Source organism: Rhizobium acidisoli (genome assembly GCF_002531755.2).
Taxonomy (GTDB): Bacteria; Pseudomonadota; Alphaproteobacteria; order Rhizobiales; family Rhizobiaceae; genus Rhizobium; species Rhizobium acidisoli.
The window spans coordinates 3,758,855-3,783,597 of sequence record NZ_CP034998.1 but is presented as its reverse complement, the minus strand read 5'-3'; the positions used below and the strand labels follow the sequence as shown (position 1 = coordinate 3,783,597).

The window sequence follows — 24,743 nt, the reverse complement described above, 5'->3', positions numbered from 1 at the left end:
CCCGGAATGACCGTCAGGCGCCTCTGCCGCCTGGCGGCGATCGTCCTCAGCATCGCCGCCGCAGGCGCTTCCCCGTCACGGGCCGGCGGCGAAGTTCCGGTCATTAGCCGGCAAATCTCCGACTTCAGGATCGGCTCTTCCGAGACGCGCTTCGGTTCGCTGGAATTTCTCGGCGGGCTGGAGATGGTGTCCAGCAGGGCGCTGTTCGGCTCGCTTTCCTCCATCCGCTTCCGGCCGGACCAGAAACATTTCGTCGTGGTCCTCGATACCGGCCAATGGCTGACCGGCAGCATCGAGCGCGACATCAAGGGCAGGCTTTCCGGCCTTTCCGATGTCGAGATCACCGCGATGAAAAACAGCGCCGGGCGCAGCTTCGAGGGCAAGGGGCATATGGATGCCGAGGGCCTGGCGTTTGATGGCGACAGGGTCCTGGTCTCCTTCGAGCAGGATCACCGCGTCGATGTCTATCCCGATCCGGGCTTTGCCGAATCTCGCGCCATCGCCACTTTGCCGATCCTCATCCCACGCAAGATGCTGAGCGACAACCGCGGCATCGAGACCATCACGGTGGCGCCGGCATCGAGCCCGCTCAAGGGCGGCGTGGTCATCGTCTCCGAACGCGGTCTCGACAGCGACGGCAACCGGCTGGCGGCCATTCTGAGCGGGCCGCTGAAGGGGCGGTTTGCGGTTGCGCGCGACGGCAGCTTCGACGTCACCGATGGCGCCTTTCTGCCGAACGGCGACCTGCTGCTGCTGGAACGCCGCTTCAATATGGCCGAAGGCATCGGCATGCGCCTTCGGCGCGTCAAGGGCGCCGATATCAGGCCCGGGGCCATCGTCGACGGCGAACTTTTGCTCGAAGGCAATTTCAACTCGCAGATCGACAATATGGAAGGGCTCGACGCCTTCCAGGCCGCCGACGGCACGACCCATATCATCCTGGTGTCGGACGACAATCATTCGATCCTGCAGCGCAATCTGATGCTGGAGTTCCGGCTTTCCGAACCGGCCGAACATAAAGCGTCAAACTGATGTCATAGGTTCGGCTATCTCGCCCGCGGCATCGGTGGCTAGAACAGGATGATTTTAGGATCGGCCTAAAATCTGAATCCTGTTCTAAATTAAAGAGTTAGAGCATGATGTCGTCCGAAAACCGCTGACACTTTTCGGCATCATGCTCTGCCTTGCGGAGGAAATCATGGTGCATATTCACGTCTTGGGCGCGTCCGGTTCCGGCACGACATCGCTCGGCCTTATGCTCGCCGAGAAGCTCGATATCACCCATCTCGACACCGACGATTTCTTCTGGCTGCCGACCGACCCGCCGTTCACGACGCCGCGGGATGCGGATGAGCGCATCCGGCTGCTACTCGAGGAGACGACCCGGCCGGGTGGCTGGGTGCTTTCCGGATCGGCGCTGAAATGGGGCATGCCGCTCGAGCCGCTCTACGATCTGATCGTCTTCCTCAGGATCGAGCCGGAGCTTCGGATGGCGCGGATTCGCGCCCGTGAGGTCGCCCGATACGGAGACAGGATCGGGCCGGGCGGCGACATGGAGGTGAAAAGCGGGCAGTTCCTCGAATGGGCGGCGAGTTACGACACGGCCGGGCCCGAACGCCGCAGCCTTTCTGCGCATGAGCAATGGCTGGAAACGCAGACGGCGCCGGTTCTGCGGCTCGATTCATCGCATGAGATCGACGACCTGGCGGCGCAGGTGCTTCTGCATCCTGCCATCGCCGCCGGAGCGGTCCGGCGGCGTCGGTGAGTTGAATCAGCTGGCGCGGGCAGCCTGCATCGGCCGCAGCACGTTCATCAGCGCGCCATAGGGCAGGAGCATGACGAGGCCGACGATCATCTTGACGGCGAAATCGCCGATCGCCCAGGAGATCCAGCGCGGCGCCTCGGTGGCGAAGACGCCGAGGATGGGGGCTGCCTCAAGCGCGAAGGGTTCGTTCGGGCCGAGGAAGACGAAAAACGCGGCGAAGGACAGCGAGAAGAACATCACCGTATCGAGCGCCGAGCCGATCAGCGATCCCACGAGCGGCGCGCGCCACCAGGCCTGGCGGCGGAGGCGGTTGAAGACGGCGATATCGAGCAGCTGGCCGGCGAGATAGGCCGAGCCGGAGGCAATGGCGATGCGCGGCACCGAGGTGAAGAAAGACAGCGTCACGCCGACGACGAATCCGGCAAAGACGACCTTGCGGGCTGCCTGCGGGCCGAACTGGCGGTTGGTCAGATCGGTGATCAGGAAGGCGACCGGATAGGAAAAGGCGCCCCAGGTCAGGATGTCGGCAAGGTTGATGCCGGCGACTTCGGCGTTCAGCGGAAACTGGACGAGGAAGTTGGAGGCGACGACGACAAGCGTCATCAGCGCGACATAGGCGATGGTATAGCGGGTCTTCAGCATTTTTTTATCCTGGGTGATGCCACCAGTTGGAGTGCTCAGGCAAAACAAAAGGCTTGACCGGAGGTTATCCGTGCAAGCCTTTCGAAGCCGTATGAAAGAAGGCGGAAGCTTAGGCAGCAACAGCCGCTTCGGCGGTCTTCTTGACGATCTGGCGGCGCAGCAGGCGTGCGCGCATCGACAGTTCGGTTTCGCTGGCCTTCAGCAGGAAGGCATCAAGGCCGCCGCGATGCTCGACCGAGCGAAGGGCAGCAGCCGAAACGCGAAGACGGTAACGCTGGTTGAGAGCGTCGGAAATCAGCGTGACCTGGCACAGGTTCGGCAGGAACCGGCGCTTGGTCTTGTTGTTGGCATGGCTGACATTGTTACCAGTCAGGACGGCCTTGCCGGTCAATTCGCACACGCGGGACATGGAACACCTATTCTTGTTTTTCTCGGGCCATCGAATTGCCATTCCCGGCAAAACCGGGCGCGCAATCCAACGGGCATGATTGGAAAGTTGCGGTTCTATAGTCAGACAGGCTGGCCGCGTCAAGCCAAACCTTGGGCTTTCCCGCAATTCTGTCAAAAAGCTGCTGTTTTCTTCCCATCACGGCAGGAGTATAGAGCGCTCTAGCAAAGGCTGCCGGCGCGCGGCAAGACAAGGCTTGATTCATGGCTCATTCGGGCAGACGGATTTTCATTTCGGCCATCGCAGCGCTGCTTGCCATACCGGCATCGGCGGCCGAAATCCAGCATCGGACGGAATACCGGGTGACGCTTGCCGGCCTGCCGATCGCGCGCGCCGCGTTTCTGACGAAGATCGAGGACGATCACAGCTATAACATCGCCGGCAGCATCAGCTCGGCCGGTCTTGCCGACCTGGTGACGACGATTTCGGCCAAAACCAGCGTCACCGGCGTCGTGCGCGATGACCGGCTGCAGGCGCAGAATTATTCGCTCTACTACAAGAGTGGCAAGAAGGCCCGCGTCTACGAGGTCAGCTACCGCAACGGCAACATCGTCTCGGCGACGACGACACCGCCGCCGAAGCGCCCGAAAAACTGGATCGACGTGACGCCGCGCGACATGCGCTCGGTGCTCGATCCGATCTCCGGCCTGGTCTTCACCGGCGACACCAAGGTCTGCTCGCAGACGCTGCCGATCTTCGACGGCGAGACGCGCATGGATCTGGTGCTGTCGCCGAAGGGCGACGAGGATTTTTCGACCAACGGCTTCAAGGGCAAGGCCACCGTCTGCGGCGTGCGCTTCGTGCCGCGCTCGGGCTACAAGAAGGGCCGCAAGGACATCGTCTATCTCAGCAAGAGCGACCGGATGGAAATCTGGTTTGCCAAGTCGGACGCGGCAAATGTATACGCTCCGGTCTATGTGCGCATTCCCACCGAATATGGGATGGTGACGATCACTGCCGTCAAATACGGCAGCAGCTGACGGAGTTCATGCCTCCGTCAAAGGGGGACGGGTGAAACTTCGCGCGACATTGATCGGTTTTACCGCGATCCTGATGTGGTCGTTCCTGGCGCTGTTCACGGCCGCCTCCGGCAAGATGCCGCCGTTCCAGCTTTCGGCGGTCTGCTTTGCGATCGGCAGCCTGCCCGGCCTCGCCGTACTTGCCCTCAACCCGTCGCGGCTGGCGCTGCTGAAGCAGCCGGCCAAGGTCTGGATCACCGGCATCTCAGGGTTGTTCGGCTATCATTTCCTCTATTTCACCGCGCTCAGGAACGCGCCGGCCGTCGAGGCAGGGCTGATCGCCTATCTCTGGCCGCTGCTGATCGTCGTCGGCTCGGCGCTGCTGCCGGGCGAGCGGCTGCGCTGGTATCATTTGGCCGGCGCCCTTGCCGGGCTTTGCGGCACCTTCCTGATCGTCGGCCGCAACGGCATTGATTTCAACGGCGCCTATGCCGTCGGCTACGGCGCCGCTTTCCTCTGCGCCTTCACCTGGTCCGGTTATTCGCTGCTGACCCGGCGCTTCGACGCCGTCTCCACCGATGTCGTCACCGGCTTCTGCCTGGCGACGTCGATCCTGTCGCTCTTCTGCCATCTCGGCCTGGAGACGACCGTCTGGCCGGCGACGGGCTTCGAATGGCTCGCCGTCGCCGCGCTCGGGCTTCTGCCGGTGGGCGCTGCCTTCTACGCCTGGGACCACGGCGTCAAGAACGGCGACATCCAGATCCTCGGCGCGGCCAGTTATGCCGCACCGCTGCTGTCGACGCTGATTCTGACGCTGTTCGGCTTTGCCGAGCCGAGCTGGCGCATCGCGCTTGCCTGCCTGCTCGTCACCGGCGGGGCGGTACTCGCCGCCCGCGACATGTTCCGTCGCAAGATCCAGCCGGCCGTTGCGGCGGAATGATCTCAGCCGCCGGGCGTCCAGCCTGCAGGCGCCATCTCGAAGCTCGAAAATTCGAAGCCGGGTGAGACGGTGCATCCGACAAGGGTGAACTCGCCGAGGCTTTCGGCCGCTTGCCACCAGTTGGCGGGAACGATCGCCTGCGGCCGTTCGCCGGCCGACAGGTTGGTTCCGAGCGTCAGCGTTTCGCTTGTCGTTCCGTCTTCAGAGCGGTGCAGCGAGAGTGGCGCGCCGGCGTAATGATGCCAGACCTCCACCGCATCGTGGACGCGATGCCAGTGCGAGCGCTGCCCTTTGGTCAGGAGGTAATAGATCGCCGTCGAATGGCCGCGTTCTCCGCCTGCCGTGTCGCGGAATGTCTCGGCGTACCAGCCGCCTTCCGGATGCGGCTGCATGGCGAGTTCGCGGATGATGTCCCCAGGCGACATCAGAAATTATCCTTGCGCTTGCGGATCTCGGCAAAGACTTCCTCATTGGTCTTGCCTTCCATCAGCAGATTTCGGCGGATCGCCGGATCGGCGGCGCGCAGGAACGGGTTGGTTTCCTTTTCCAGCCCCAGCGTCGTCGGAATGGTGAACTTGCCGTCGGCGCGCATGGCCTCGATCTCGGCGGCACGGCCCTTCAGCCGTTCATTGCCGGGATCGACCGTCAGTGCGAAACGGGCGTTGGAGAGCGTATATTCGTGACCGAAATAGATGGCGGTCTCATCGGGCAGCACGGCAAGTTTCTGCAACGAATGCCACATGTCGGCGGCGGGACGTTCGAACAGGCGGCCGCAGCCGAGGGCAAACAGCGTGTCGGCGGCAAAGAGCAGCTTGTCGTCGACGAAGTGATAGCAGATGTGGCCGGCAGTGTGGCCCGGCGTTTCGATGACGTTGATCGTGTGATCGCCGAACAGGAAGCTGTCGCCATCGGCCATCGTTCGGTCGAGGCCGGGAATGGCGATGGCCTCGTTGATCGGGCCGATGATCTCGCAGCCGAACTGCTCCTTCAGCGCCAGATTGGCGGCGACATGGTCGGTGTGGTGATGGGTGGTAAAGATATGGGTGATCTTCCAGCCGCGGCGGGTCGCCGCTTCCAGGATCGGCGCCTCCTCCGGCGCGTCGATCGCCGCGGTAAATCCTGTTTCCGGGTCGTGGACGAGAACGCCGAAATTGTCGGTGCGGCAGAGAAAAACGTCCAATTCCAAAGGTTTCATCGTGCAATAGTCCCTTGTCATGCGAGTCTCGCGGAAATGTAGAGGGTCCGGCCTTGAAGTCCAACCGCCCGCTGATAACATTTGTCGCAATGCACGCCGATATCGTCGACCTACGCCAGTTCTACCACTCCGAGCTCGGGCGTCTTGCCGAGCAGTCGATCGCCATGGCGTTGTCGTCGCTCTGGGTGCGGCTGCCGCAGGAGCGGCTGGTCGGCCTCGGTTATGCCGTGCCCTTCCTCGACCGCTTCCAGGCCGACACCGAGCGCACCTTCGCCTTCATGCCGGCCGGGCAGGGCGCGGTGAACTGGCCGATGGGCTCGCTGTCGTCGACGACACTGGTCTTCGACGAGGAATTGCCGCTGCCGGATTCCTCGATCGACCGGGTGCTGATGGTCCATTCGCTGGAATTTGCCGAAAGCCCGCGCGAAACGCTGAAGGAGCTCTGGCGGGTGCTGGCGCCGGGCGGACGGCTTGTCATCGTCGTGCCGAACCGGCGCGGCGTCTGGGCGCGGATGGAACATACACCCTTCGGCTCGGGCCGGCCCTATTCCCGCGGGCAGCTGACGGCCCTGCTGCGCGAGACGAATTTCACGCCGGGCGCGACGGCCGAAGCGCTGTTCTTCCCACCCTCGAAGCTCAGGACCATTCTGCGGCTTCGCCGCGCCTTCGAACGGATCGGGCGGACGCTGTGGCCGGCCTTTTCGGGCGTCATCATCGTCGAGGCGCAGAAGCGGCTCTATCAGGGGCTGCCGGTCGCGGCCCGCGCCTCCCGCCGCGTCTTCGTGCCGGTTCTGGCACCCCACGGCGTGCCGACCACACGCAACCGCTGACGCCCTCCCGGCTCTCGACAAGAACGGCATTCCGCTTTAATGCCACGTGGTCATTTCCGGCAATTCCAAGGTCGACCCATGAGCGTTGAGATGAGCAAGCCCGTTCCGCGTCCCGGTATTCTCGATATCGCATCCTATGTGCCGGGCAAGGAACATGCGCCGGGGGTTGCCCGCGTCTACAAGCTTTCGTCCAACGAAACGCCGCTTGGCGCCAGCCCGAAGGCGATCGAAGCCTGCAAGGCGGCTGCCGACCATCTGGGACGTTATCCCGACGGGCAGGCGGTGGAATTGCGCGAGGCGATCGCCGCGGTGCACGGCCTCAACCCGGCAAACATCCTCTGCGGCAACGGTTCCGACGAGTTGCTCGGCCTGCTCTGCCATGTCTATCTCGGCGCCGGCGACGAGGGCATCATCACCGAGCACGGTTTCCTGGTCTACAAGATCCAGATCCAGGGTGCCGGCGCCACGCCCGTCGTCGTCAGGGAAAAGGATCATACCGTCGACGTCGATGCGATCCTTGCGGCGGTGACGGAGAAGACGAAGATCGTCTTCATCGCCAATCCCGGCAATCCGACAGGGACCTATGTTCCGGTCAGCGAGATCCGCCGCCTGCAGACCGGGCTGCCGAAACATGTCGTCCTGGTGCTCGATGCCGCCTATGCCGAATATGTGCGCCGCAACGATTATGAAGCCGGCATCGAGGTCGTGTCCTCCAATGCCAATGTGGTGATGACCCGCACCTTCTCGAAGGCCTACGGACTGGCGGCGCTGCGCGTCGGCTGGATGTATGCGCCCGCCGAGATCGTCGACGCGGTGAACCGCGTGCGCGGGCCCTTCAATCTGAACGCGCCGGCAATCGCCGCCGGGGCCGCGGCCATCCGCGACCAGGCCTTCGTCCAGCAGGCCGTCTCGTTCAATCAGATGTGGGTGGAGACGCTCACCCAGGCACTCGAAGCGATCGGCCTGAAGGTGACGCCGTCGGTCGCCAATTTCGTCCTCATCCATTTCCCCGAGATCGACGGCAAGCGCGCCGCCGATGCCGACGATCTGCTGACGAGCCGGGGCTTCATCCTGCGCGCGGTGCGCAGCTACGGCTTTTCCAATGCGCTGCGCATGAGCATCGGCCCTGAAGAGGCCAATCGCGGCGTCATCGCCGCCCTCACTGAATTCATGGGACATAAGGCATGAACGTGCAGTTCGATCGTATCGCGCTGATCGGCATCGGTCTGATCGGCTCTTCGCTTGCCCACGACATCCGGCGGCTCGGCCTTGCAAGAGAGATCGTCGTTGCCACACGCAGCGCCGATACGCTGAAGCGTGCCGAAGAGCTCGGCCTCGGTGACCGCTACACGACCTCTTCGGCGAATGCGGTCGAGGGTGCCGATCTGGTGATCGTCTCGGTACCGGTCGGCGCTTCGGAAAGTGTGGCGAAAGAGATCGCGGCAAGCCTGAAGCCCGGGGCCATCGTCACCGATGTCGGCTCCACCAAGGCTTCGGTGATCGCGCAGATGCAGCCGCATATTCCAGCCGGTGTGCATTTCATCCCCGGCCATCCACTGGCCGGCACCGAAAAATCCGGCCCGGATGCCGGCTTTCCCGGTCTTTTCGAAAGCCGCTGGTGTATCTTCACGCCGGTCGCAGGCACCGACGAGACGGCGCTGAAACGGCTGCGCAGCTTCTGGGAAGCGCTCGGCTCGAAGGTCGATGAAATGGATGCGCAGCATCACGACAAGGTGCTGGCGATCGTCTCTCATCTGCCGCATCTCATCGCCTACAATATTGTCGGCACCGCCGACGATCTGGAGACCGTGACGGAATCGGAAGTCATCAAGTATTCCGCCTCCGGATTTCGCGATTTCACCCGCCTTGCGGCATCGGACCCGACCATGTGGCGCGATGTCTGCCTGCACAATCGCGATGCGATCCTGGAAATGCTGGCGCGTTTCTCGGAAGATCTCGCCTATTTGCAGCGCGCGATCCGCTGGGGCGAAGGCGACAAGATTTTCGAGCTTTTCACCCGCACCCGCGCCATCCGCCGCTCGATCGTTCAGGCAGGCCAGGATGTGGATGCACCCGATTTCGGCCGGCCGCATCCACTGGAAAAGAAATAGCGATGGTGGAAATCGCGAAGCCCGGCCTGACGGACAAGGACTGGCTGTTTCGCGAGGACGATCATGTGGGCAAACAGTGGGTCTTGCGCTGTATCGATCTCGGCGAATACTTCATCGCCCGCGAACAAGGTGAGATTGTCGGCTTCCTGCGGTTTTCCCGCTTCTGGGGCAGGATTCCTTATCTGGAAATGATCCGTGTGCAGGAAGGCCATCGCCGGTCCGGTGTCGGTACGGCGCTTTATCGTGCCTGGGAAGGTGAGATGCGTGAGAGCGGTGCGCGTCTGCTGATGACATCGAGCGAATGCGACGAAAGCCGTCCACAGGACTGGCATCGCCGCAACGGTTTTTCCGAAACCGGATCGATCGAGCTGCCCGGCATCCAGACGGTGCCGGAGATCTTCTTCCTTAAGAAACTTGACTAAAGCGCGTCGCATCAAATTTGATTCATGCGACGCGCTTTAGCCTTTTGTTTTGCATGTCGTTGTCCCGGAACCGCTGCACACTTCCGGGCGACATGCATTAGATCGGTGGGATCCTGCCGAGCGGGATGAAGCCGCTGACGGTGGCGTTGCCGCGATCGACGACGAGATCGACCGAGACCTTGTCCTTGCCGCCGGCCAGCGACTGCAGCAGCTTCGTTGCCGTCTTGACGGTCGGGGCGATATCCGGGAAAGCCTGTTTCAGGCTGTCGCCCCAGGGGCCGAGCTGTTCGATCTCCAGCTTGAAGTTTCCCGAGAGGAGACCGTGCTCGTCGAAGGAGAAGGGACCGGTGAGGGTCATCACCTTGCCGTCGCCGATGTCGGCGACGATGCGGCGCAGTTCGCCGGCGGCACCATTGAGGCCGCTCGGGTCGCTGCCGTCGATCAGTCCGGCCTTGCCGGCCAAGGTCAGATCGATGCTGGCAGAGAATTTCGGGAAGATCTGCGGCCAATCCTTGATCGCCGTATTCGCATCCTGCACGGAGATAGCGCCGTCCAGATCGGCGCCGTTCTGGCGCAGATGGATCTCGGTGCGGGCCGCATCGAAGCTGATGGTCTGGCCGGTATAGGAGGAAACCGCCGTCGCCTTCAGGCCCTCGATGACGGTCGAGCTGCGATTGATGCCCTGCAGTTTGGTCGCCAGACTTGCCTGCAGGTTTGCCCATTGGGCCGAGATCGAAAGGCCGTTGCTGGTGCGGATTTCAGCCGGCGAATCGAGTTCCCAGACGATATTGCCGGGCGCATAGACCTGGGCTGCCGAACGCAAGGCGCCGAAGGTGGCCGAGACGCCGTTGGCAGTGTCGTCGACATCGATCTTCGAGCAGAACAGGCCGATACGGAAAGGATAGCCGCGGAATTCGATATCGGAGCATTCGCCGCTGACGCCTGCCTGATCGCGCGGCGCGATCGCTTTCAGCACTGTGGTCTTCAACGCCGAGGCGGCATAGAACCAGCCGCCGGTATAAAGCGCGATCACCAGGAGGATGCCGCCGCCCAGCAGCCAGAATTTCTTACCGCTGCCGGATTGGCTGCTACCGGATTGGCTTGACGCTGCCATGATGTTCTCCAATGGTGAATCGCAAATGTGATTCCGGTCTGGCGTGCGATATGGACGAATTTTGGGTATTTGGCTACGGCTCGCTGATGTGGAATCCGGGCTTCGAGTTCATGGAGCGGGCAGAGGCTCTGATCTACGGCTACAGGCGCTCGCTCTGCGTCCGTTCCTTCGTCCATCGCGGCACGCGCGACAATCCCGGCCTGGTTCTCGGACTCGACAGGGGCGGGGCCTGCCGCGGCATGGCTTTCCGCATTTCCCCGGAAAAATGGGATGAGGTGATCGATTATCTCCGCGCCCGCGAGCTGGTGACCAATGTCTATCTGGAGCGCCGGGTGCGGCTCCAATTTGCGGGAGGCCGTAGGGTGGAGGCGGTTACCTACATTGCCGATCGCGACCATGAGCAATATGCCGGTACGCTTGATGCACTAGAGGCGGCGCGCGTGGTGAACGAGGCCCAGGGCCAGTCGGGCCCGAATGATGCCTATGTCTTCAACACGGCAATGCATCTGAAGCAGATGGGCATTCGCGACCATTGGCTTGAGCAGGTCGTCGACGAAGTGGAGCGGCTGCGCGCCGCGTGACGTCAGGCGGTCGCCGCCTTCAGCTTACGAAGCTCCGCCAGTCTTTCGACCGCCGTCGGCGGCAGTGGCACATGCGGATTGCGTTCCACGGTTTCGAGCAGAAGCTCGTCGCTTGCCCGCTCCGATACTTCGATCAGATGGGCGAAAAACGCGTCCGGGTCCATTCCCGGCATGATCGGCGGCAGGATTCTCACCTTGAAATGGCCGGGATAACGACGAATGCTCCGGCGCGGCCAGAACAGGCCGGGATGCATGACGATCGGCACCACGGGAATGGCGAGATCGCGGTACATGCGGGCGATGCCGTATTTATAGACCGGCTCGGCGCCCGGTGGACGGCGGGTGCCCTCGGGATAGATGATCAGCTGGCGGCCGGTCGAAAGCTCTTCCTTCGTGCGCTTCAACACCTCCACCATCACCTTGCCGCGGGCGCCGCGATCGACGGGGATCACCCGCTGCTTCTTGGCATACCAGCCGAACAGCGGAATCCACATCAGCTCGCGCTTCAGAATGTAGACCGGGTCTTTCAGCCAGGGCAGCAGGGCATAGGTATCCCAGAAGGACTGGTGCTTCGGCGCCAGGATGTAGCTGCCGTCAGGCAGGTTCTCCAGACCCTCGATCTCGAAGGTGGTGCCGACGATCACCCGCATCAGCCAGTGGTTGGAGCGCGCCCAGTTCTTCGGGATCGCATAGGCGGTCAGGCGCGGCGCCAGGAAATAATATGGCGAGAGCACGATCATCCGGATGATGAGGTTGGCGTAGAAGATCGTGTTGAAGAGGACGGAACGCAGGGCGATCATGAAACTTTCCCGAGGCATGCTCACGCGAACGGCCTACACGATATTGCCCGCCATAAAAAGCGTTTGATGATGGGTTAATGCAAAAGCTCAGTCTGCGGCGGACACGCTTGCCGAGCGCAGCCCGGTGTGGCGACCGAAGCCGGTGATGTTGCGGGCGCCGGCCAGCAGCACTTTCACATATTCGGCGAGCATGACACGCATCGCGTTCGGATCGGTGAACCAGTTGCGGGTCTTCAGATCCGAGTTGACGACGGGATAGGGAATGAACTCGATATCCGGATCGACATAGGAGAGCTCGGCGAGGCTTCGCGGCATGTGGTAGTTGTTGGTGACGACGATGACGCTCCTGTAGCCGTTGGCATGGATCCAGTTGGAGGCTTCCTCGGCATTGCCGATGGTGTCTATGGCGTCGTGACCGATATCGACGCAGCAGGAGAAGAGATCGGCCGAACCCTGGGTCATCCTGCGGATTTGCCTCGGCGTCGTGGTCGGATGGACGCCGGAGATCAGCAGCCGTTTGCCAGCACCCTTCTGCAGCAGCTCGACGGCCTGGTCGATGCGCTGGTAGCCCCCCGTCAGCACGACGATCGCATCGGCCTTCGGCTCGGCCGGGGGCTTCAGCGTCGTGACGGAATCGGCAAAACGCAGGAAACCGCCGAACACCAGCGCGATCGCCAACACGCAGGCAAAACCGCCCCAGCGCAACAGGCGGCGGATCAGCCCGCGCCGCGGCGGCAAAACCACCGGGCGGTCAAGCCCCGGGTCCTGATGAATCGGGTTGGGTGTCGTATCTCCCATCGTCATGAATCGTGACTATACGCTGATTGCGGCGCGGAACAGACGCTTTCATCACAAAACGGCATGGTCACGATCAACTCGCAATGCCGTCGGTGCGTGTCGGGTCCGAGCGCAATGTATCGATTTCATAGATCGTCCGCATGACGGTCAGGCGCGCCGTGAAGGTGGTCAGAAGCGCGATGACGATCATCGTTGCGAAGATGCCGGCATAACCAAGCACGCCGACGGAGAAGGTGCCGAACAGCGCGGTCGCCTGATCCGTTTCGGGGGTGGCCAGCGTGCGGCTCTGCCAGAAGCCGGCGGTGGCGAAGAACAGAGCGGCAAGGGCGCTGCCGATCGCCGAGCCCTTGAGGCTGATCTTCAGGAAATGCTTCTGGAATTCGGTGGCGACGAAGGAGCTTTCGGCGCCGACGAAGTGCAGCACTTCGACGATGTGGCGGTTGCCCGACAGCGCGCCGCGCGTGGCGAAGACAACGGTCAGCACCATCGCCGAGAAGACCAGGAGCAGGATGCCGGTGCCGATCATGACGGTCGTATGCGCCATGGACACCAGCCGATCGACCCAGGTCCGGTGATCGTCGAGGGTGGCCTGCGGGATACTGTCTTTCAGCAGCGCCCGCATGGAATCGAAATCCGGCGGATTGCTCTCGTCGATGGTGATGATGACGAGGCGGGGAACGGGCAGATCCTTGAGATCGAGACCGGGGCCGAGCCAGGGTTCTAGCAGGCGGGCGGTCGCCGCCTCGTCGACGATCTGGCCGCTCTTGGTGCCGACGAAGGTCAGCGCCAGGTCGCGCGCCTGGGTCAGCGCCTTTTCCATGTCGAGATTGTCGTCCGGCTTGATCTGGATGGTGATCTCGCGGGAGATCTGGCTCTCCCAGCTTGCCGCCGTCGAGCGCACCATGCTGACGCCGCCAAGCGTCAGGCAGGCAAGAAAGGCCATGATCGAAATCACCACCATCAAGGCGCTGCCCTGGATGTTGGACGGCGGCAGGATCGGCGCGGTCGGACGCACGCGCATTTCCGGCCGCTTCTGCTCATTCTTGGCCGGCGCCTTGTCCGGGTTTCTGGATGGGGGCTCAGTCATAGATATCGAGATGCCCCCCCGAGAGGATCATGCGGCGGGCTTCCACCTGTTCCATCAGCGCCAGGTCATGCGTGGCGATCACAACGGCGGTGCCGAGGCGGTTCAGTTCGAGGAAAAGATTGAGCAGGCGCTTGGCCATCGGCGGGTCGACATTGCCGGTGGGTTCGTCGGCAAGCAGCACTTCCGGCCGGTCCATCAGCGCCCGGGCGATCGCGGCGCGCTGCTTCTCACCGCCGGAGAGCACCGGCGGCAGCACATTGATGCGTTCGCCGAGGCCGACCCATTTCAACAATTCCAGGACGTCGGTCTTGTAGGAGCTCTCATCCTTGCCGCGCACACGTAAGGGCAAGGCGACATTCTCATAGGTGGTCAGGTGATCGAGCAGACGGAAATCCTGGAAGACGATGCCGACGCGGCGGCGCAGCAGCGGCAGTTCGGGGCGGGGGATTTCGGAAATGTCGCGCCCGAACATGCGGATCAGGCCGCGCGTCGGCTGCAGCGACATGAAGAGCAGCCGCAGCAACGACGTCTTGCCGGCGCCCGATGGGCCCGTCAGGAACTGAAAGGATTTCTTCGGAATGTCGAAGGTCAGGTCCCGGAGGATTTCCGGGCCCATGCCATAGCGCAAACCGACATTCTCGAAGTGGATCAACGGGCAGCTCAGTCTGTTGTGGGTTTCACCGCGTGACTTGTTAACCAACACCGTTAACAGCCGGTAAATTTTGCCGGAAAGACGCCCGTTTGATGGCGATCTTTGCGAAGCATTAACCATTAAAATTTACGACTGAGCAGGATTCGTTTCAATGCCAAGATTGCCCCTGGCAGCGAAACCATGTGGACATCTGCGAGGCAGCCACCATGGAAGCATCCTTCTTCAGCCGCTGGACGCCGGGCCAGGCCTATGATTTCCTGCCGCCGGAACCTGCAGCCCGCCAGTACCGGGCCGCGCGTCCCGCCGATATTTCCGACGCCGAATTCGTTACGCTCGGCAAAGTCCGACCGAAGGAATTTACCGCAAGGACCTACAACGACAACCGCAAGCGCGCGGCGCAAGCACGGGCAGCGCAGCCGCCGCAGAAACCGGCGATGGCAACTGTTCTGCGCGAGGTGGAAACTTTCCTGCAGCGGGCGTCGATGCGGAGCTTCGCAGGCCTGGTGCTGGCCCTCGCCGTGCTCGTCTTCGGGCTTGCGGGCGGCTTTTCCGGCTTTTTCGCCGAGCCGGCCTATTCCGGAGCGCCGCTGCATTTCACCCATGTGACGGTAGCGCCGCGCGACGCGAACGGCATGCGGGTGCTCGTCATCAACGGCATCATCGAAAACGACAGCGGCACGACGCAGACGGTGCATCCGATCCGCGCCGATCTGGTGACCGACGAGCGACTGACTGCAAGCATCGTCATCAATCCGCCCTCCGATGTCATCTATGGCGGCCAGAGCCGCGGCTTCTCGGCACGAGTCCAGCATGCCGGTGGAAAACTGCCGGAAGTCAGGCTGTCCTTCCTGCCGTAGAGCGCACTGGAAGCTGGACGAAATTGAAATTCGAACCAGATCAACGGCTTCGATCCTGATGACGTTGGCCAACTGCCCCGTGTATGGCCTAAGCCGGCCTCCCCTGTCCGCTGATCTGCGGACCTACGGAATCGTGCCGGCACCTGATCGAGCGCGATGACGCTCTACGGACAGAAAAATTTCTTAACCATCTTGACAGCGGTGACCGACCAATTATTGTCCGCCCTATTGAAGCAGAGTCACACTTTGACTCGTCACGACACTGACGAACACCCGATGGATCAAAACATCGGCCGTCGGCCTTATCCTAACGATCTGGTCGGGGTCAGGATAGGAGTGGCTTCATGGTCTACTATCTTCGGTGTTGCTCCGCTTAGTACAACTGGTAGCATGGACGTACTCACAATCTAGTTCACCCGGCCACCGTCCGTGCCACTTTAAGCGAGATCGATACCTTCAACAGTCACCGAGCCATAGGCTCGAGCAGGAGTTTCCAATGGAACTTGGTTCCGCCGGAGGCTCGTGGACGTTGTTGGAGGTGTTCGGTTTTGTGATCGCACCTCTCCTCATCATCTGCGGGACTTTGCTCTTACTGACTTGGCGCGTCAGGATCTCTGAGCTTCGATTCAGGGGAAGTATTAATCGTGTGGGGAGCGTGGATCTTGTTCTCAAGACAGAAAAAGCCCCGAAGCGGGGCCTAATTCCTATCAAACGATTGAAGGGTTTCTTTCGTCTCCTTCACGATCCGACGCAGATCTGATCCGGGATAGCGTTCCCGATAGGCTTCCGCTTCCGAAACCGCAGCGTCGTCGGATTTCGCAGTCATCTTCGACCGACCATGCTCCGTGATGAGGTAATAGCTGACGTCCATCACGTCCCCTTACGAGTACCGGCCGACGGCCTCGTAAGCCATCCGCCAATTCTCGATGCTTCGGCCGGGTCTTTCCGGTTGCGATCGAGTTGCTCATTCCATAGTTAAAACTCATTTGCCGGTCGCCGTGTGCCACTCCTACTGTTCGGTTTCTCCAACGTATCCAGCGATAATGTCGGACAAGATGTCGCCGTTCAGAACGTTTTCATCTCCGAAGAAACGGGAAATTTCCACGTGATCGTCCTCGAAAACTGATATCTCAATTCGCTCGCCGACCAGTGTTGCGTGAATATCGATTGTCTCGGCGCGATACCTGCTGATGAGGTATTTTATCCCAGCCTCATCAAGTAGCTTTAAAATGTTGAAGACCGGTGAGGTCATTTGATTCCTCCTTTGTGCAGCATTTTATCCAGAATGACTTCACGTAGTCTCACCAGAGTTTGTTTGTCCGTATCCGGGAGGAGAGTTGGCACCGCGGCCATTTGTTGGTCAATCTGTTGACCGGTCGGGAGCGCCAGCTTCTCAACGGTCTGGCTGACTGAAACCGGTCTCGAAAGTCTTCAGAATGAGGTCAACCGATGTGGTTGGTTCGGATCGCTCGTAAGCCGGCGTGCGTTCGTCGATGGGATGGCTCTCGTAATGGCCGGGAAGGAATAGCAACGTGTCCTTCTCTGCCTGCGTCAGCTTCGTGTTGTCGGTGCTCCTGCTCGCCAAACGGTATCGACGATCCAGCCCTATCAGGGTCGCGTGATTGTCGGCCGGAAGTGGTTCTATAGAAGTAATGGCACCTCGATATCCCGCATCGCTCCCCGAGATCTCTCCTGTCCTGCGGTCAAAAGTCAGGTTTTCCTGCGTCGTTAATCTGCGTGCGAAAATCGTATCGTCATCCAGCCCGACCACGATACAGGTCAATGGAATGCACCGTTCGTCGTCGTCGGCATGAAATATGTCACCGGGAAGCAGGACGGAAAGTCGCTGCTCCCGGCTGCGGTCTTCAGTAAATTCCGGATGCGTGCAATTCGCCACAACTGGTTCCTGTCCCGAGCTGATTCAACTTCCGCGTTTGACGATAGTGCCTTCTCAGCAGGTTGCAATTGCTTCCAAGGATCTAGAGCTGGCAAAGTGATGCTTGTCGGATCACACGGAGCCTACGATGTTGGCGCAATCGCGTCGTTCGCGTTTAATAGGGCCTTACCGGTGCAAGAAGCCGGATCGATCATCTCCGCGATTGGTCGAAAGCGGGATTGGCGGCATTTGACGCCAATTCCACGTTAATTTCATAACGTGCGAGGCTGTTTCAAGCGCGCATATGTGCTAACGGCTTACCCTTCTTTTCATGGAGCAAGCCCTTATGCCTGTCGTGCGCGGAAAAAATATCGAGCCGCTCTTCACTGCCGAGCAGATCGCCGAGCGCAATCATTCGATGGCGCGGGAGATCGCCAACGGGCCGACCAAGGACCTGCTCGTCATCGCCGTGCTCAAGGGCTCGTTCATCTTCGCCGCCGACCTGATCCGCGCCCTGCATGATAGCGGGCTTGCCCCGGAGGTCGAGTTCATCACGCTGTCGAGCTATGGCATCGGCACGGTCTCGCAGGGCGTGCGCATCGTCAAGGATATCGACAGCGACGTCCATGGCCGCGACGTGCTGCTGATCGACGATATCCTCGAATCCGGCCGCACCCTGCTCTTTGCCAAGGAACTGCTGTTCGAGCGCGGCGCGCGCAACGTCACCATCGCTGTGCTGCTCGACAAGCGCGTCAAGCGCAAGGAAAAGCTGGAGGCCGATTATGTCGGCTTCGAATGCCCCGACTATTTCGTCGTCGGCTACGGCATGGATGTGGCTTACGCCTTTCGCGAACTGCCCTTCGTCGGTGTGGTCACCGGCGACGCCTGAGCTGCTGCACAATTCCTTAAATGGAAAAATTGTGCAGCAATTCAAAGTGTTACAGCGTCCTTTGTGCGTCTTGTCAGACGCACGGCGCTGTAATGCTGTCGAGACGGGTTGTTAACCATTCCGTCCATCGCTTCGGCATCTTTACCGATCGAAAAGGAAAGTCTGGTGATTTCCGTCGTGGGCTGAAGACGGAGCAATGCACATATGGCAAGAATTCTGATTACGGAAGACGAGGACTCCCTACGGTCTTTCGTAGCCCGGGCGCTCAGGCTCGACGGTCACGAGACCGATGAAGCGGCTGATGGCGCCGAGGGGCTGGAGAAGCTGAAGGACGGGGCCTACGATCTGCTGCTTTCGGATATCCGCATGCCCGTAATGGACGGCATCGAACTCGCTCACCAGGCAAAAGACGCCTTTCCCGGCCTGAAGATCCTGCTGATGACCGGCTATGCCGAACAGCGCGAACGGGCCGACGATCTTGCCGAAAAGATCATCGACGTTGTCGCCAAACCTTTCGCACTTCCCGATATTCGCAAGGCGGTCGCCAGAGCGCTCGTCGCTTGAAGCATGACGAGGAAACGCCTGAGCCTGTCTCGGGCGACGTCATGCACAGTTTTGCGTGACACTGGCTTAGCGCGCCGCCGCTCGATTAGAACAGGATTCAGATTTTAGGCCCGGTTGGCCTAAAATCTGAATCCTGTTCTAAATTAAAGAGTTGGAGCATGATGTCGCCCGAAAACCGCTCACACTTTTCGGCATCATGCTCTAGACGGCGGCGTAAGACCTACTGAATATCCAGCAACCGTTCGAGATAGCGCCGTTCCATTTCCTGCGGCGGATTGTTGCCGAGCTTTTCGCGGATCGCGTCGAGGATTTCCCGGGCGCGCTGAACGTCGATCTCGTCGGGCACCTTCACATCGTCGCCGAAATCCGGCCCCTGGACGCGGCGCGGCCGGCCGAGCGGGTCGCGGCCGTTCTGATCCCCCTGACCGACCTGGCCGTTCGGACCCTGGCCTTGCTGGCCCTGCTGGGCCTGCATCATCTGGTTCATCATGTCGCGGGCGCCCTGGCGAAGCGCTTCGAGCGCGCGGCCCTGGCCCTCGATGGCCGGCTGGCCGCGGCCCTGGCCGAGCTCGCGGCCCGCACCTTCCATCTCGCGTTGCGCCTGGCCGAAGCCGGGGCCGGGCTTCATGCCCAACTCGCCGAGGCTCTTTTGCAATTCGCCGAGCTGCTTGCCGAGCGCATCCTGCTGGGCGCGCAGCTGTTTCAACGCCTCGCGCAGCTGCTCGGCGGTCATCTGGTCGGAGGGCTGCTGGCCATCCTTGCCTTGCTGGCCCTGCTGCTGATCCTGCGGCTCGCCGTTCTCGCCAGGGTTCATCTCGTCGAGCAGCGGATCGTTTTCGCCCATGTCGGGTTCGCCGCGCTGCATGCGGTCCCGGAGCTGCTGATCGAGACGGAAGGTCTGTTCCATCAGCTTCTGCTGGTCGCGCAGGATCTCGCCGAGCTTGTCGATCTGTTTGCGGGCTTCGCTGTTTTCCTGGCTCTGCTGGCCGCGCTGCGGCCTGCCGGCCTGCAGGTTGTTCATCATGCGCTGCAATTCCGACAGCATCTGCTGGGCTGCGTCGCGATTGCCGGAGCGGGCGAGATTTTCGATCTGGTCCATCATCCGTTCCAGATCCTGCTGGCGCAGGATGTTCTGGGCGTTCTGATTCGGCTGCATCGGCGCGTTCTGCATGCGTTGGGCAAGCTCGGTCATATAGTCCTGCATTGCCTTGCGCAGCTCATCCATCAGCTTCTTGATCTCCTCGTCCGGCGCGTTGCGGTCCAATGCGTCGGCAAGTTTCTGCTGGGCCTCGCGCAGCTTGCGCTCGGCAAGCGAAAGATCGCCGTCCTCCATGCCGAGTGCGATCTCCCAGAGATACTGGGCCGTGTCCTTCAGTGCCTCGTCACCCTTTGCAAGCTTCATGCGCGTCAAGGCGGATTCGAGCAGCAGATAATTGGTGAGCTTGGGAATGGTCTCCTCAGGCCGGATGGTCAGCGCCTCGTTCAGCGCGATCGCCTGCGGCATCTTGCGGGTGTCGAGCGCGAAAACCTGCCGCTCCTCGGCGACGGCCGCAGCAAGCGGCTCGTTGAAGGGCCGCGACGGCAGGATCATTTCATGCGGCGGGCTGCGGCCGGTCTGGCCGGCGCCATCCTTGGCGACGAGTGTCACGCGCACGCGCTTGCCGGCAAGCGGATGTTCGGTCAGGTTGCGGCTGGTCACGCCCTTGGCGTCGCGGGCGTTGCGGCGGGGAATATCCAGCCGGTATTCCGGCAGCGGATAGAGCGGCGTCGCCGTCGGATCGTTTTCCAGAGGAACGATCTCCGCATGGGCTTCCTGGACGCCGTAATCGTCCTTGACGGTAAAGCCGATTTCAAGCGCGCCGTTGACGCTGGGCTTCGGCAAACCGTCGAAGGCGATCTCCGGCGCCTTGTCGGGGAGGACATCGAAGCTCCAGCGGCGGCCGTTGACTTCGAGGGCGCCATTTTCTTCGAGCTTCATCACATGCGTCTGCGCCACAAGTGCCTGGTTGGTGGCGGCCTGGTCAGCGGGAGCTTGGCCGGTGGATGCCTGGCTGGTCGGGGCCGTCTTCGGCTGTTCGCTGCCTGACGCCGCCTGCTGCGGCTTGGTATCCGCCTGCACGGCGATATCCTGCGCCTGGCCGTTCGCCTTGCGGAACACGACCTTTTCGGCGGTCTTTCCGCCGCTGACACGAACGGTGAGGCCCGAAAACTGCGGAATGCCGATCGGCGCCTGCTCGCTGCCGTCAGCGGTCAAGTAGACCGGGGCGCGGCCGGTATAGGAGGGCGGCGTCACCCAGGCGTCGATGCGCACCGCCGGATCGACGACCACCTGCTCGGGCGCTGACTGAAACGCGTCACCGAGCGAGCCGCCGTTGATCGACAGCGAATAGGCAAAGGCGGTGACCAGCAGCAGCGCCGGCACGGCGCGCAGCGCAAAACGGTCATGCGCGGCGATATCCGGCCGCGGCAGTCCTGCATCGAGGGCTGCGATCTTTTCGGCCATGCGGGTCTGGTGCTCGCGCCAGAGCGCCCGGGCGAAGGGCGTATCGAAAGCCGGCTCGTCTTCCTGGACGGTCACCGGCTGGTGCGGCAGGCCGTTGCGCTCTTCCAGCATGCGGTCGGCTTCGGCGACGCCGGGCCAGCGCAGATTGCGCAAGGGCAGCAGCGAGACGAGAAAAGCGGCGACAAAGGCGATCAGCAGCAGGATGCGCAGCCAGTCCGGCACACTGCGGAAGAGGCCGAACCAGGAGGCTGCGAAATAAAAGGCGATGACCGCCAGAACCGGCATCAAGGGCGGAAGCAACTGCTCGAAAAACAGCACCACGCGCGCCAGCAGGCGTTTTGTCGTCACCAGCCGGGCAAGCGAGGGGCGGAGCGCAAACGCACCTTTCCTCTGCCTTGAGGGGCTTGTCATCGGTCCGGTCTCCGCGATCTGGCGTTCTGGAACAGAGGGCGCTTCCGGCGATTGCAGGGCAATACGCTCATGACTGACAAGGATAACACTCTTTGTGGCGAAGGCGAGGGCGAGCGGCCGGCAATACCGGCTTTTCACGTTTATTCGCCAAAAAGTGATGGCTGCTTAAAGCGCCTCGCGATCGTTCAGATTGTTGCTGGCGCTTCAAGTCCTTGTTCTACGCAGGTGGTGATCGCAAATGGCTGCACCGTTTTGCGCCACGTACTTTTAATCGAGCCAGGCGGGAACGGAGTCGAGGCCGATCAGTTCGGCATAGGTTCTGCGCGGGCGAATCGTATGGAAATCGCTGCCTTTGACCAGAACCTCGGGCACCAGCAGCCGGCTGTTATAGGTGCCGGCCTGCACCGCGCCATAGGCGCCGGCCGTGCTGACGGCGATCAGGTCGCCGGGCTTCGGCATCGCCATCTCGCGGTCGAGCGCCAGGTAATCGCCGGTCTCGCAGACCGGCCCGACCACGTCGGCGCGGATGCGCGGGGCGTTCGCCGCCGAAATCGTTACCGGGCGGATCTCGTGATAGGCCTCGTAAAGGGTCGGGCGGATCAGATCGTTCATCGCGCCGTCGACGATGACGAAGGTCTTCTCGCCGCCGTCCTTCACATAGAGGACTTCGGTGACCAGGATGCCGGCATTGCCGACGATCAGGCGGCCGGGCTCGGTGATGATCTTGCAGTTGAGGCCGCGCAGCTGGTTCTTGACGATCGCCGCATAGGCGTCCGGCAGCGGCGGCGGATTGTTGTCGTCCTTATAGGGAATACCGAGGCCGCCGCCGATATCGACGTGATCGATCGTGTGGCCGTCGGCGCGCAGCGTCGCGACAAGATCGTGCAGCAGTTTGAAGGCGTCGTCGAAGGGCTGCAATTCGGTGATCTGGCTGCCGATATGCATGTCGATGCCGGTGACCTCGATGCCCGGCAGCCTGGCGGCATGGGCATAGATGGCGCGGGCACGCTCCCAGGAGATGCCGAACTTGTTTTCCTTCTTGCCGGTCGAAATCTTCGAATGGGTTTTCGCATCGACATCGGGGTTGATGCGGAAGGAGACCGGGGCTTTCGTTCCGGCCTTGACGGCGCGCTGGTTGAGGATTTCGAGCTCGGGCTCGGATTCGACGTTGAAGCAGTAGATGCCGGCCTCGAGAGCGAAATCCATTTCCTGCGGCGTCTTGCCGACACCTGAAAACATGATGCGGCTGGCCGGGATGCCGGCGGCGAGCGCGCGGCGCAGCTCGCCTTCGGAGACGACGTCGATGCCGGCGCCGAGGCGGCCGAGCGTCTTCAGCACGGCCTGGTTCGAATTCGCCTTCATTGCGTAGCAGACCATGGAGTCCATATCGGCGAAGGCTTCGGAGAAGACCCGGTAATGGCGCTCCAGCGTTGCGGTGGAATAGACGTAGAAGGGCGTGCCGACCGCCTTGGCGATCTCGGGAACGGGGACGTTTTCGGCATGCAGGACGCCGTCGCGGTACTCGAAATGGTTCACGGGCTTATGCCTTAAAGAAGGGGATCGAGGAGGAAGGGCTTGTCGACGGTTCCCGGCTGTTTCGTCGGCTTGGAAACGTCACCTTCCTTGGTTGCCGCAGCACTCGGCGGATCGAGGTCGCCCTTGCGCCCGCATCCGGCAACGGCAATGCCGATGACGGCGAGAACCGCCGTCAGGCGGATGAGATGCGGCAAGCTCTTCTGCATGGATATCCTCTTGGGCGGCATTTGATGGACATTGTCATAGCGAAGTTTATTCGCCTTGTGCACCCTGATTGTTGGGCGGCTTTCCGCCTGTGCGGCGAGGCCGAGGCGGCTTGCGCCGCCTGACATCCTTCAGTTGCGGGCGCGCCAGAAGGCGATCTGCCTGCGGACTTCGGAGGGTGCGGTGCCGCCGAAGCTCTTGCGGCTGGCGACCGAGGCTTCGACGGTCAGCACGTCATAAACCTTGTCGGTGATCGAGGCATGGATCGCCTGCAGGTCGGCGAGCGGCAGTTCGGCCAGATCGCAGCCTTTGCCTTCGGCAAGCGCCACGGCCCGACCGGTGACGTGATGGGCATCGCGGAAGGGCAGGCCCGCTTCGCGCACCAGCCAGTCGGCAAGGTCGGTTGCCGTCGAGAAGCCGGAGCCGGCCGCAGCCTTCATGCGCGCGGTGTTGACGGTCATGTCGCGTACCATGCCGGTCATGGCGGCGATTGCCAGTTCCAGGCTCTCGGCCGCGTCAAAGACCTGTTCCTTGTCTTCCTGCATGTCCTTTGAATAGGCGAGCGGCAGGCCCTTCATGATCGTCAGCAGCGCCACCAGCGAGCCGTTGATGCGGCCGGTCTTGGCGCGCACCAGTTCGGCGGCATCCGGGTTCTTCTTCTGCGGCATGATCGAGGAACCGGTCGAGAAGGCGTCGGAGAGACGGACGAAACCGAATTGCGGGGTCGACCAGATGACGATCTCTTCGGCCAGACGCGACAGGTGCATGCCGGTGATCGCGGCGATCGACAGGAACTCGATGGCGAAGTCGCGGTCGGAGACGGTGTCGATGGAGTTGCGGGTCGGCTCGCGGAAACCCAGCGCCTTGGCGGTCATATGGCGGTCGATCGGATAACCGGTGCCGGCAAGGGCGGCCGCGCCGATCGGACTTTCGTCCAGATGCTCGATGGCGTGGCGCACGCGCGAGCGGTCGCGGCCGAACATTTCGACATAGGCCATGCAGTGATGGCCGAAGGTCACGGGCTGGGCGGTCTGCAGATGGGTGAAGCCCGGCATGACGCTTTCGGCATGCTCGTCGGCGCGGTCGAGGAAGGCGGCGATCAGACCGGTCAGCATCTTCTCGGTCTTTTCGAGCTCTTCCTTGACCCAGAGGCGGAAATCGAGCGCGACCTGGTCGTTGCGCGAGCGGGCGGTGTGCAGCCGGCCGGCGGCCGGTCCGATCAGCGTCGCCAGGCGCGCTTCGATATTCATATGGATGTCTTCGAGCCGGCGCGAAAATTCGAAATTGCCGCTTTCGATTTCTGACAGGATCGTGTTTAGCCCGTGAACGATCTTGTCCTTATCCTCGGCCGATATGATGCCCTGATGGGCGAGCATGGTCGCGTGGGCGATCGAACCGCGGATATCCTGCGCGAAAAGCTTCTTGTCGAAACCGATCGAGGCATTTATCTCCTCCATGATCGCGTCCGGGCCGGAGGCGAAGCGCCCGCCCCACATCTGGTTTGAAGATTTGGTATCCGTGGTGTCGGCCATGAAGGTGCCCCGCCTTGAATGCATGTC

28 protein-coding genes are annotated in these 24,743 nt (G+C 61.8%); 12 read left to right on the top strand and 16 right to left on the bottom strand.

Translation table 11 applies throughout. The features are described 5' to 3' along the window. The first annotated feature begins 6 nt into the window (after positions 1–6). Positions 7–1,032 carry an esterase-like activity of phytase family protein gene (locus tag CO657_RS18465; protein ID WP_054182478.1) on the top strand — a complete coding sequence of 342 codons (1,026 nt, stop codon included), beginning with the start codon at positions 7–9 and terminating at the stop codon, positions 1,030–1,032. Between the two features lie 166 nt (positions 1,033–1,198). Next, positions 1,199–1,765: an ATP-binding protein gene (locus CO657_RS18460; RefSeq protein WP_054182528.1), complete on the top strand. Its 567-nt coding sequence runs from the start codon at positions 1,199–1,201 to the stop codon at positions 1,763–1,765. Between the two features lie 6 nt (positions 1,766–1,771). Here CO657_RS18460 and CO657_RS18455 read toward each other — a convergent pair whose 3' ends face one another. Further along, positions 1,772–2,407 carry a VUT family protein gene (locus CO657_RS18455; protein ID WP_054182479.1) on the bottom strand — a complete coding sequence of 212 codons (636 nt, stop codon included), beginning with the start codon at positions 2,405–2,407 and terminating at the stop codon, positions 1,772–1,774. Positions 2,408–2,516: 109 nt separating this feature from the next. Continuing rightward, positions 2,517–2,816: a 50S ribosomal protein L28 gene (rpmB, locus tag CO657_RS18450; RefSeq protein WP_003589938.1), complete on the bottom strand. Its 300-nt coding sequence runs from the start codon at positions 2,814–2,816 to the stop codon at positions 2,517–2,519. A gap of 242 nt (positions 2,817–3,058) precedes the next feature. On the opposite strand from rpmB, the gene CO657_RS18445 reads away from it, so the two are divergent. Together CO657_RS18445 and yddG are read left to right on the top strand one after the other, a co-directional pair. Further along, on the top strand, positions 3,059–3,835 hold the full coding sequence (locus CO657_RS18445; protein WP_054182480.1) for a DUF3108 domain-containing protein: 777 nt from the start codon (positions 3,059–3,061) through the stop codon (positions 3,833–3,835). A 31-nt stretch (positions 3,836–3,866) separates the two neighbouring features. Further along, positions 3,867–4,754, top strand: coding sequence for an aromatic amino acid exporter YddG (yddG, locus tag CO657_RS18440; RefSeq protein ID WP_054182481.1), 888 nt, complete (start codon positions 3,867–3,869; stop codon positions 4,752–4,754). A 2-nt stretch (positions 4,755–4,756) separates the two neighbouring features. Here yddG and CO657_RS18435 read toward each other — a convergent pair whose 3' ends face one another. Both CO657_RS18435 and gloB read right to left on the bottom strand, forming a co-directional pair. Then, entirely contained in the window at positions 4,757–5,179 is a 423-nt protein-coding gene (locus CO657_RS18435; protein WP_054182482.1) for a cupin domain-containing protein, read from the bottom strand. Continuing rightward, on the bottom strand, positions 5,179–5,949 hold the full coding sequence (gene gloB, locus CO657_RS18430) for a hydroxyacylglutathione hydrolase (protein WP_054182529.1): 771 nt from the start codon (positions 5,947–5,949) through the stop codon (positions 5,179–5,181). Before gloB ends, CO657_RS18435 begins: the two co-directional genes overlap by 1 nt. A gap of 53 nt (positions 5,950–6,002) precedes the next feature. Here gloB and CO657_RS18425 point away from each other — a divergent pair, with 53 nt between their 5' ends. The 4 genes from CO657_RS18425 (at position 6,003) to CO657_RS18410 (ending at position 9,312) form a co-directional block, all read left to right on the top strand. Then, positions 6,003–6,779, top strand: a complete 777-nt coding sequence (locus tag CO657_RS18425; protein ID WP_003589943.1) for a class I SAM-dependent methyltransferase — start codon at positions 6,003–6,005, stop codon at positions 6,777–6,779. Positions 6,780–6,869: 90 nt separating this feature from the next. Next, on the top strand, positions 6,870–7,967 hold the full coding sequence (hisC, locus tag CO657_RS18420; RefSeq protein WP_197283875.1) for a histidinol-phosphate transaminase: 1,098 nt from the start codon (positions 6,870–6,872) through the stop codon (positions 7,965–7,967). Beyond that, positions 7,964–8,890, top strand: coding sequence for a prephenate/arogenate dehydrogenase family protein (locus CO657_RS18415; protein ID WP_054182484.1), 927 nt, complete (start codon positions 7,964–7,966; stop codon positions 8,888–8,890). Before hisC ends, CO657_RS18415 begins: the two co-directional genes overlap by 4 nt. Positions 8,891–8,892: 2 nt before the next feature. Continuing rightward, on the top strand, positions 8,893–9,312 hold the full coding sequence (locus CO657_RS18410) for a GNAT family N-acetyltransferase (RefSeq protein ID WP_054182485.1): 420 nt from the start codon (positions 8,893–8,895) through the stop codon (positions 9,310–9,312). Between the two features lie 97 nt (positions 9,313–9,409). Here CO657_RS18410 and CO657_RS18405 read toward each other — a convergent pair whose 3' ends face one another. Then, complete coding sequence (locus CO657_RS18405) at positions 9,410–10,426, bottom strand: DUF2125 domain-containing protein (protein WP_054182486.1); 1,017 nt, start codon at positions 10,424–10,426, stop codon at positions 9,410–9,412. 50 nt (positions 10,427–10,476) lie between these two features. On the opposite strand from CO657_RS18405, the gene CO657_RS18400 reads away from it, so the two are divergent. Continuing rightward, complete coding sequence (locus tag CO657_RS18400) at positions 10,477–11,007, top strand: gamma-glutamylcyclotransferase (RefSeq protein ID WP_012559129.1); 531 nt, start codon at positions 10,477–10,479, stop codon at positions 11,005–11,007. A 2-nt stretch (positions 11,008–11,009) separates the two neighbouring features. Here the strand turns inward: CO657_RS18400 and CO657_RS18395 are convergent, their stop codons facing one another. The 4 genes from CO657_RS18395 to ftsE all read right to left on the bottom strand — a co-directional run bounded on the left by CO657_RS18395 (position 11,010) and on the right by ftsE (position 14,344). Then, on the bottom strand, positions 11,010–11,807 hold the full coding sequence (locus CO657_RS18395; protein ID WP_003589952.1) for a lysophospholipid acyltransferase family protein: 798 nt from the start codon (positions 11,805–11,807) through the stop codon (positions 11,010–11,012). 87 nt (positions 11,808–11,894) lie between these two features. Next, on the bottom strand, positions 11,895–12,611 hold the full coding sequence (locus CO657_RS18390; RefSeq protein ID WP_197283876.1) for a YdcF family protein: 717 nt from the start codon (positions 12,609–12,611) through the stop codon (positions 11,895–11,897). 67 nt (positions 12,612–12,678) lie between these two features. Next, on the bottom strand, positions 12,679–13,692 hold the full coding sequence (locus CO657_RS18385; protein WP_054182487.1) for a cell division protein FtsX: 1,014 nt from the start codon (positions 13,690–13,692) through the stop codon (positions 12,679–12,681). After that, complete coding sequence (gene ftsE / locus CO657_RS18380; protein ID WP_003567051.1) at positions 13,685–14,344, bottom strand: cell division ATP-binding protein FtsE; 660 nt, start codon at positions 14,342–14,344, stop codon at positions 13,685–13,687. The genes CO657_RS18385 and ftsE overlap by 8 nt, the downstream gene beginning before the upstream one ends. A 206-nt stretch (positions 14,345–14,550) precedes the next feature. Here ftsE and CO657_RS18375 point away from each other — a divergent pair, with 206 nt between their 5' ends. Further along, positions 14,551–15,201, top strand: a complete 651-nt coding sequence (locus tag CO657_RS18375; RefSeq protein ID WP_054182531.1) for a hypothetical protein — start codon at positions 14,551–14,553, stop codon at positions 15,199–15,201. Between the two features lie 697 nt (positions 15,202–15,898). Here CO657_RS18375 and CO657_RS36795 read toward each other — a convergent pair. From CO657_RS36795 to CO657_RS18365, 3 genes are all read right to left on the bottom strand, one after another. Continuing rightward, complete coding sequence (locus tag CO657_RS36795; protein ID WP_156339778.1) at positions 15,899–16,072, bottom strand: hypothetical protein; 174 nt, start codon at positions 16,070–16,072, stop codon at positions 15,899–15,901. Positions 16,073–16,210: 138 nt separating this feature from the next. Continuing rightward, positions 16,211–16,453, bottom strand: a complete 243-nt coding sequence (locus CO657_RS18370) for a hypothetical protein (RefSeq protein WP_054182488.1) — start codon at positions 16,451–16,453, stop codon at positions 16,211–16,213. A gap of 141 nt (positions 16,454–16,594) precedes the next feature. Next, a complete protein-coding gene (locus tag CO657_RS18365; RefSeq protein ID WP_054182489.1) occupies positions 16,595–17,098 on the bottom strand; it encodes a hypothetical protein in 504 nt (167 codons plus the stop codon). 325 nt (positions 17,099–17,423) lie between these two features. Here CO657_RS18365 and hpt point away from each other — a divergent pair, with 325 nt between their 5' ends. After that, positions 17,424–17,966 carry a hypoxanthine phosphoribosyltransferase gene (gene hpt, locus CO657_RS18360; RefSeq protein ID WP_003567049.1) on the top strand — a complete coding sequence of 181 codons (543 nt, stop codon included), beginning with the start codon at positions 17,424–17,426 and terminating at the stop codon, positions 17,964–17,966. A gap of 204 nt (positions 17,967–18,170) precedes the next feature. Next, positions 18,171–18,530 (top strand): response regulator, encoded by a 360-nt coding sequence (locus CO657_RS18355; RefSeq protein WP_054182490.1) that lies wholly within the window; start codon positions 18,171–18,173, stop codon positions 18,528–18,530. 220 nt (positions 18,531–18,750) lie between these two features. Here the strand turns inward: CO657_RS18355 and CO657_RS18350 are convergent, their stop codons facing one another. The 4 genes from CO657_RS18350 to argH all read right to left on the bottom strand — a co-directional run bounded on the left by CO657_RS18350 (position 18,751) and on the right by argH (position 24,716). Continuing rightward, entirely contained in the window at positions 18,751–21,444 is a 2,694-nt protein-coding gene (locus tag CO657_RS18350; RefSeq protein WP_054182491.1) for a TIGR02302 family protein, read from the bottom strand. Between the two features lie 267 nt (positions 21,445–21,711). After that, positions 21,712–22,980: a diaminopimelate decarboxylase gene (gene lysA / locus CO657_RS18345; RefSeq protein ID WP_003589959.1), complete on the bottom strand. Its 1,269-nt coding sequence runs from the start codon at positions 22,978–22,980 to the stop codon at positions 21,712–21,714. A gap of 11 nt (positions 22,981–22,991) precedes the next feature. Continuing rightward, the gene (gene lptM / locus CO657_RS18340) at positions 22,992–23,186 is read right to left on the bottom strand and encodes an LPS translocon maturation chaperone LptM (RefSeq protein WP_003589960.1); all 195 of its coding nucleotides are present in this window, start codon (positions 23,184–23,186) and stop codon (positions 22,992–22,994) included. 129 nt (positions 23,187–23,315) lie between these two features. After that, a complete protein-coding gene (gene argH / locus CO657_RS18335; protein ID WP_003589962.1) occupies positions 23,316–24,716 on the bottom strand; it encodes an argininosuccinate lyase in 1,401 nt (466 codons plus the stop codon). Positions 24,717–24,743 lie beyond the last annotated feature (27 nt).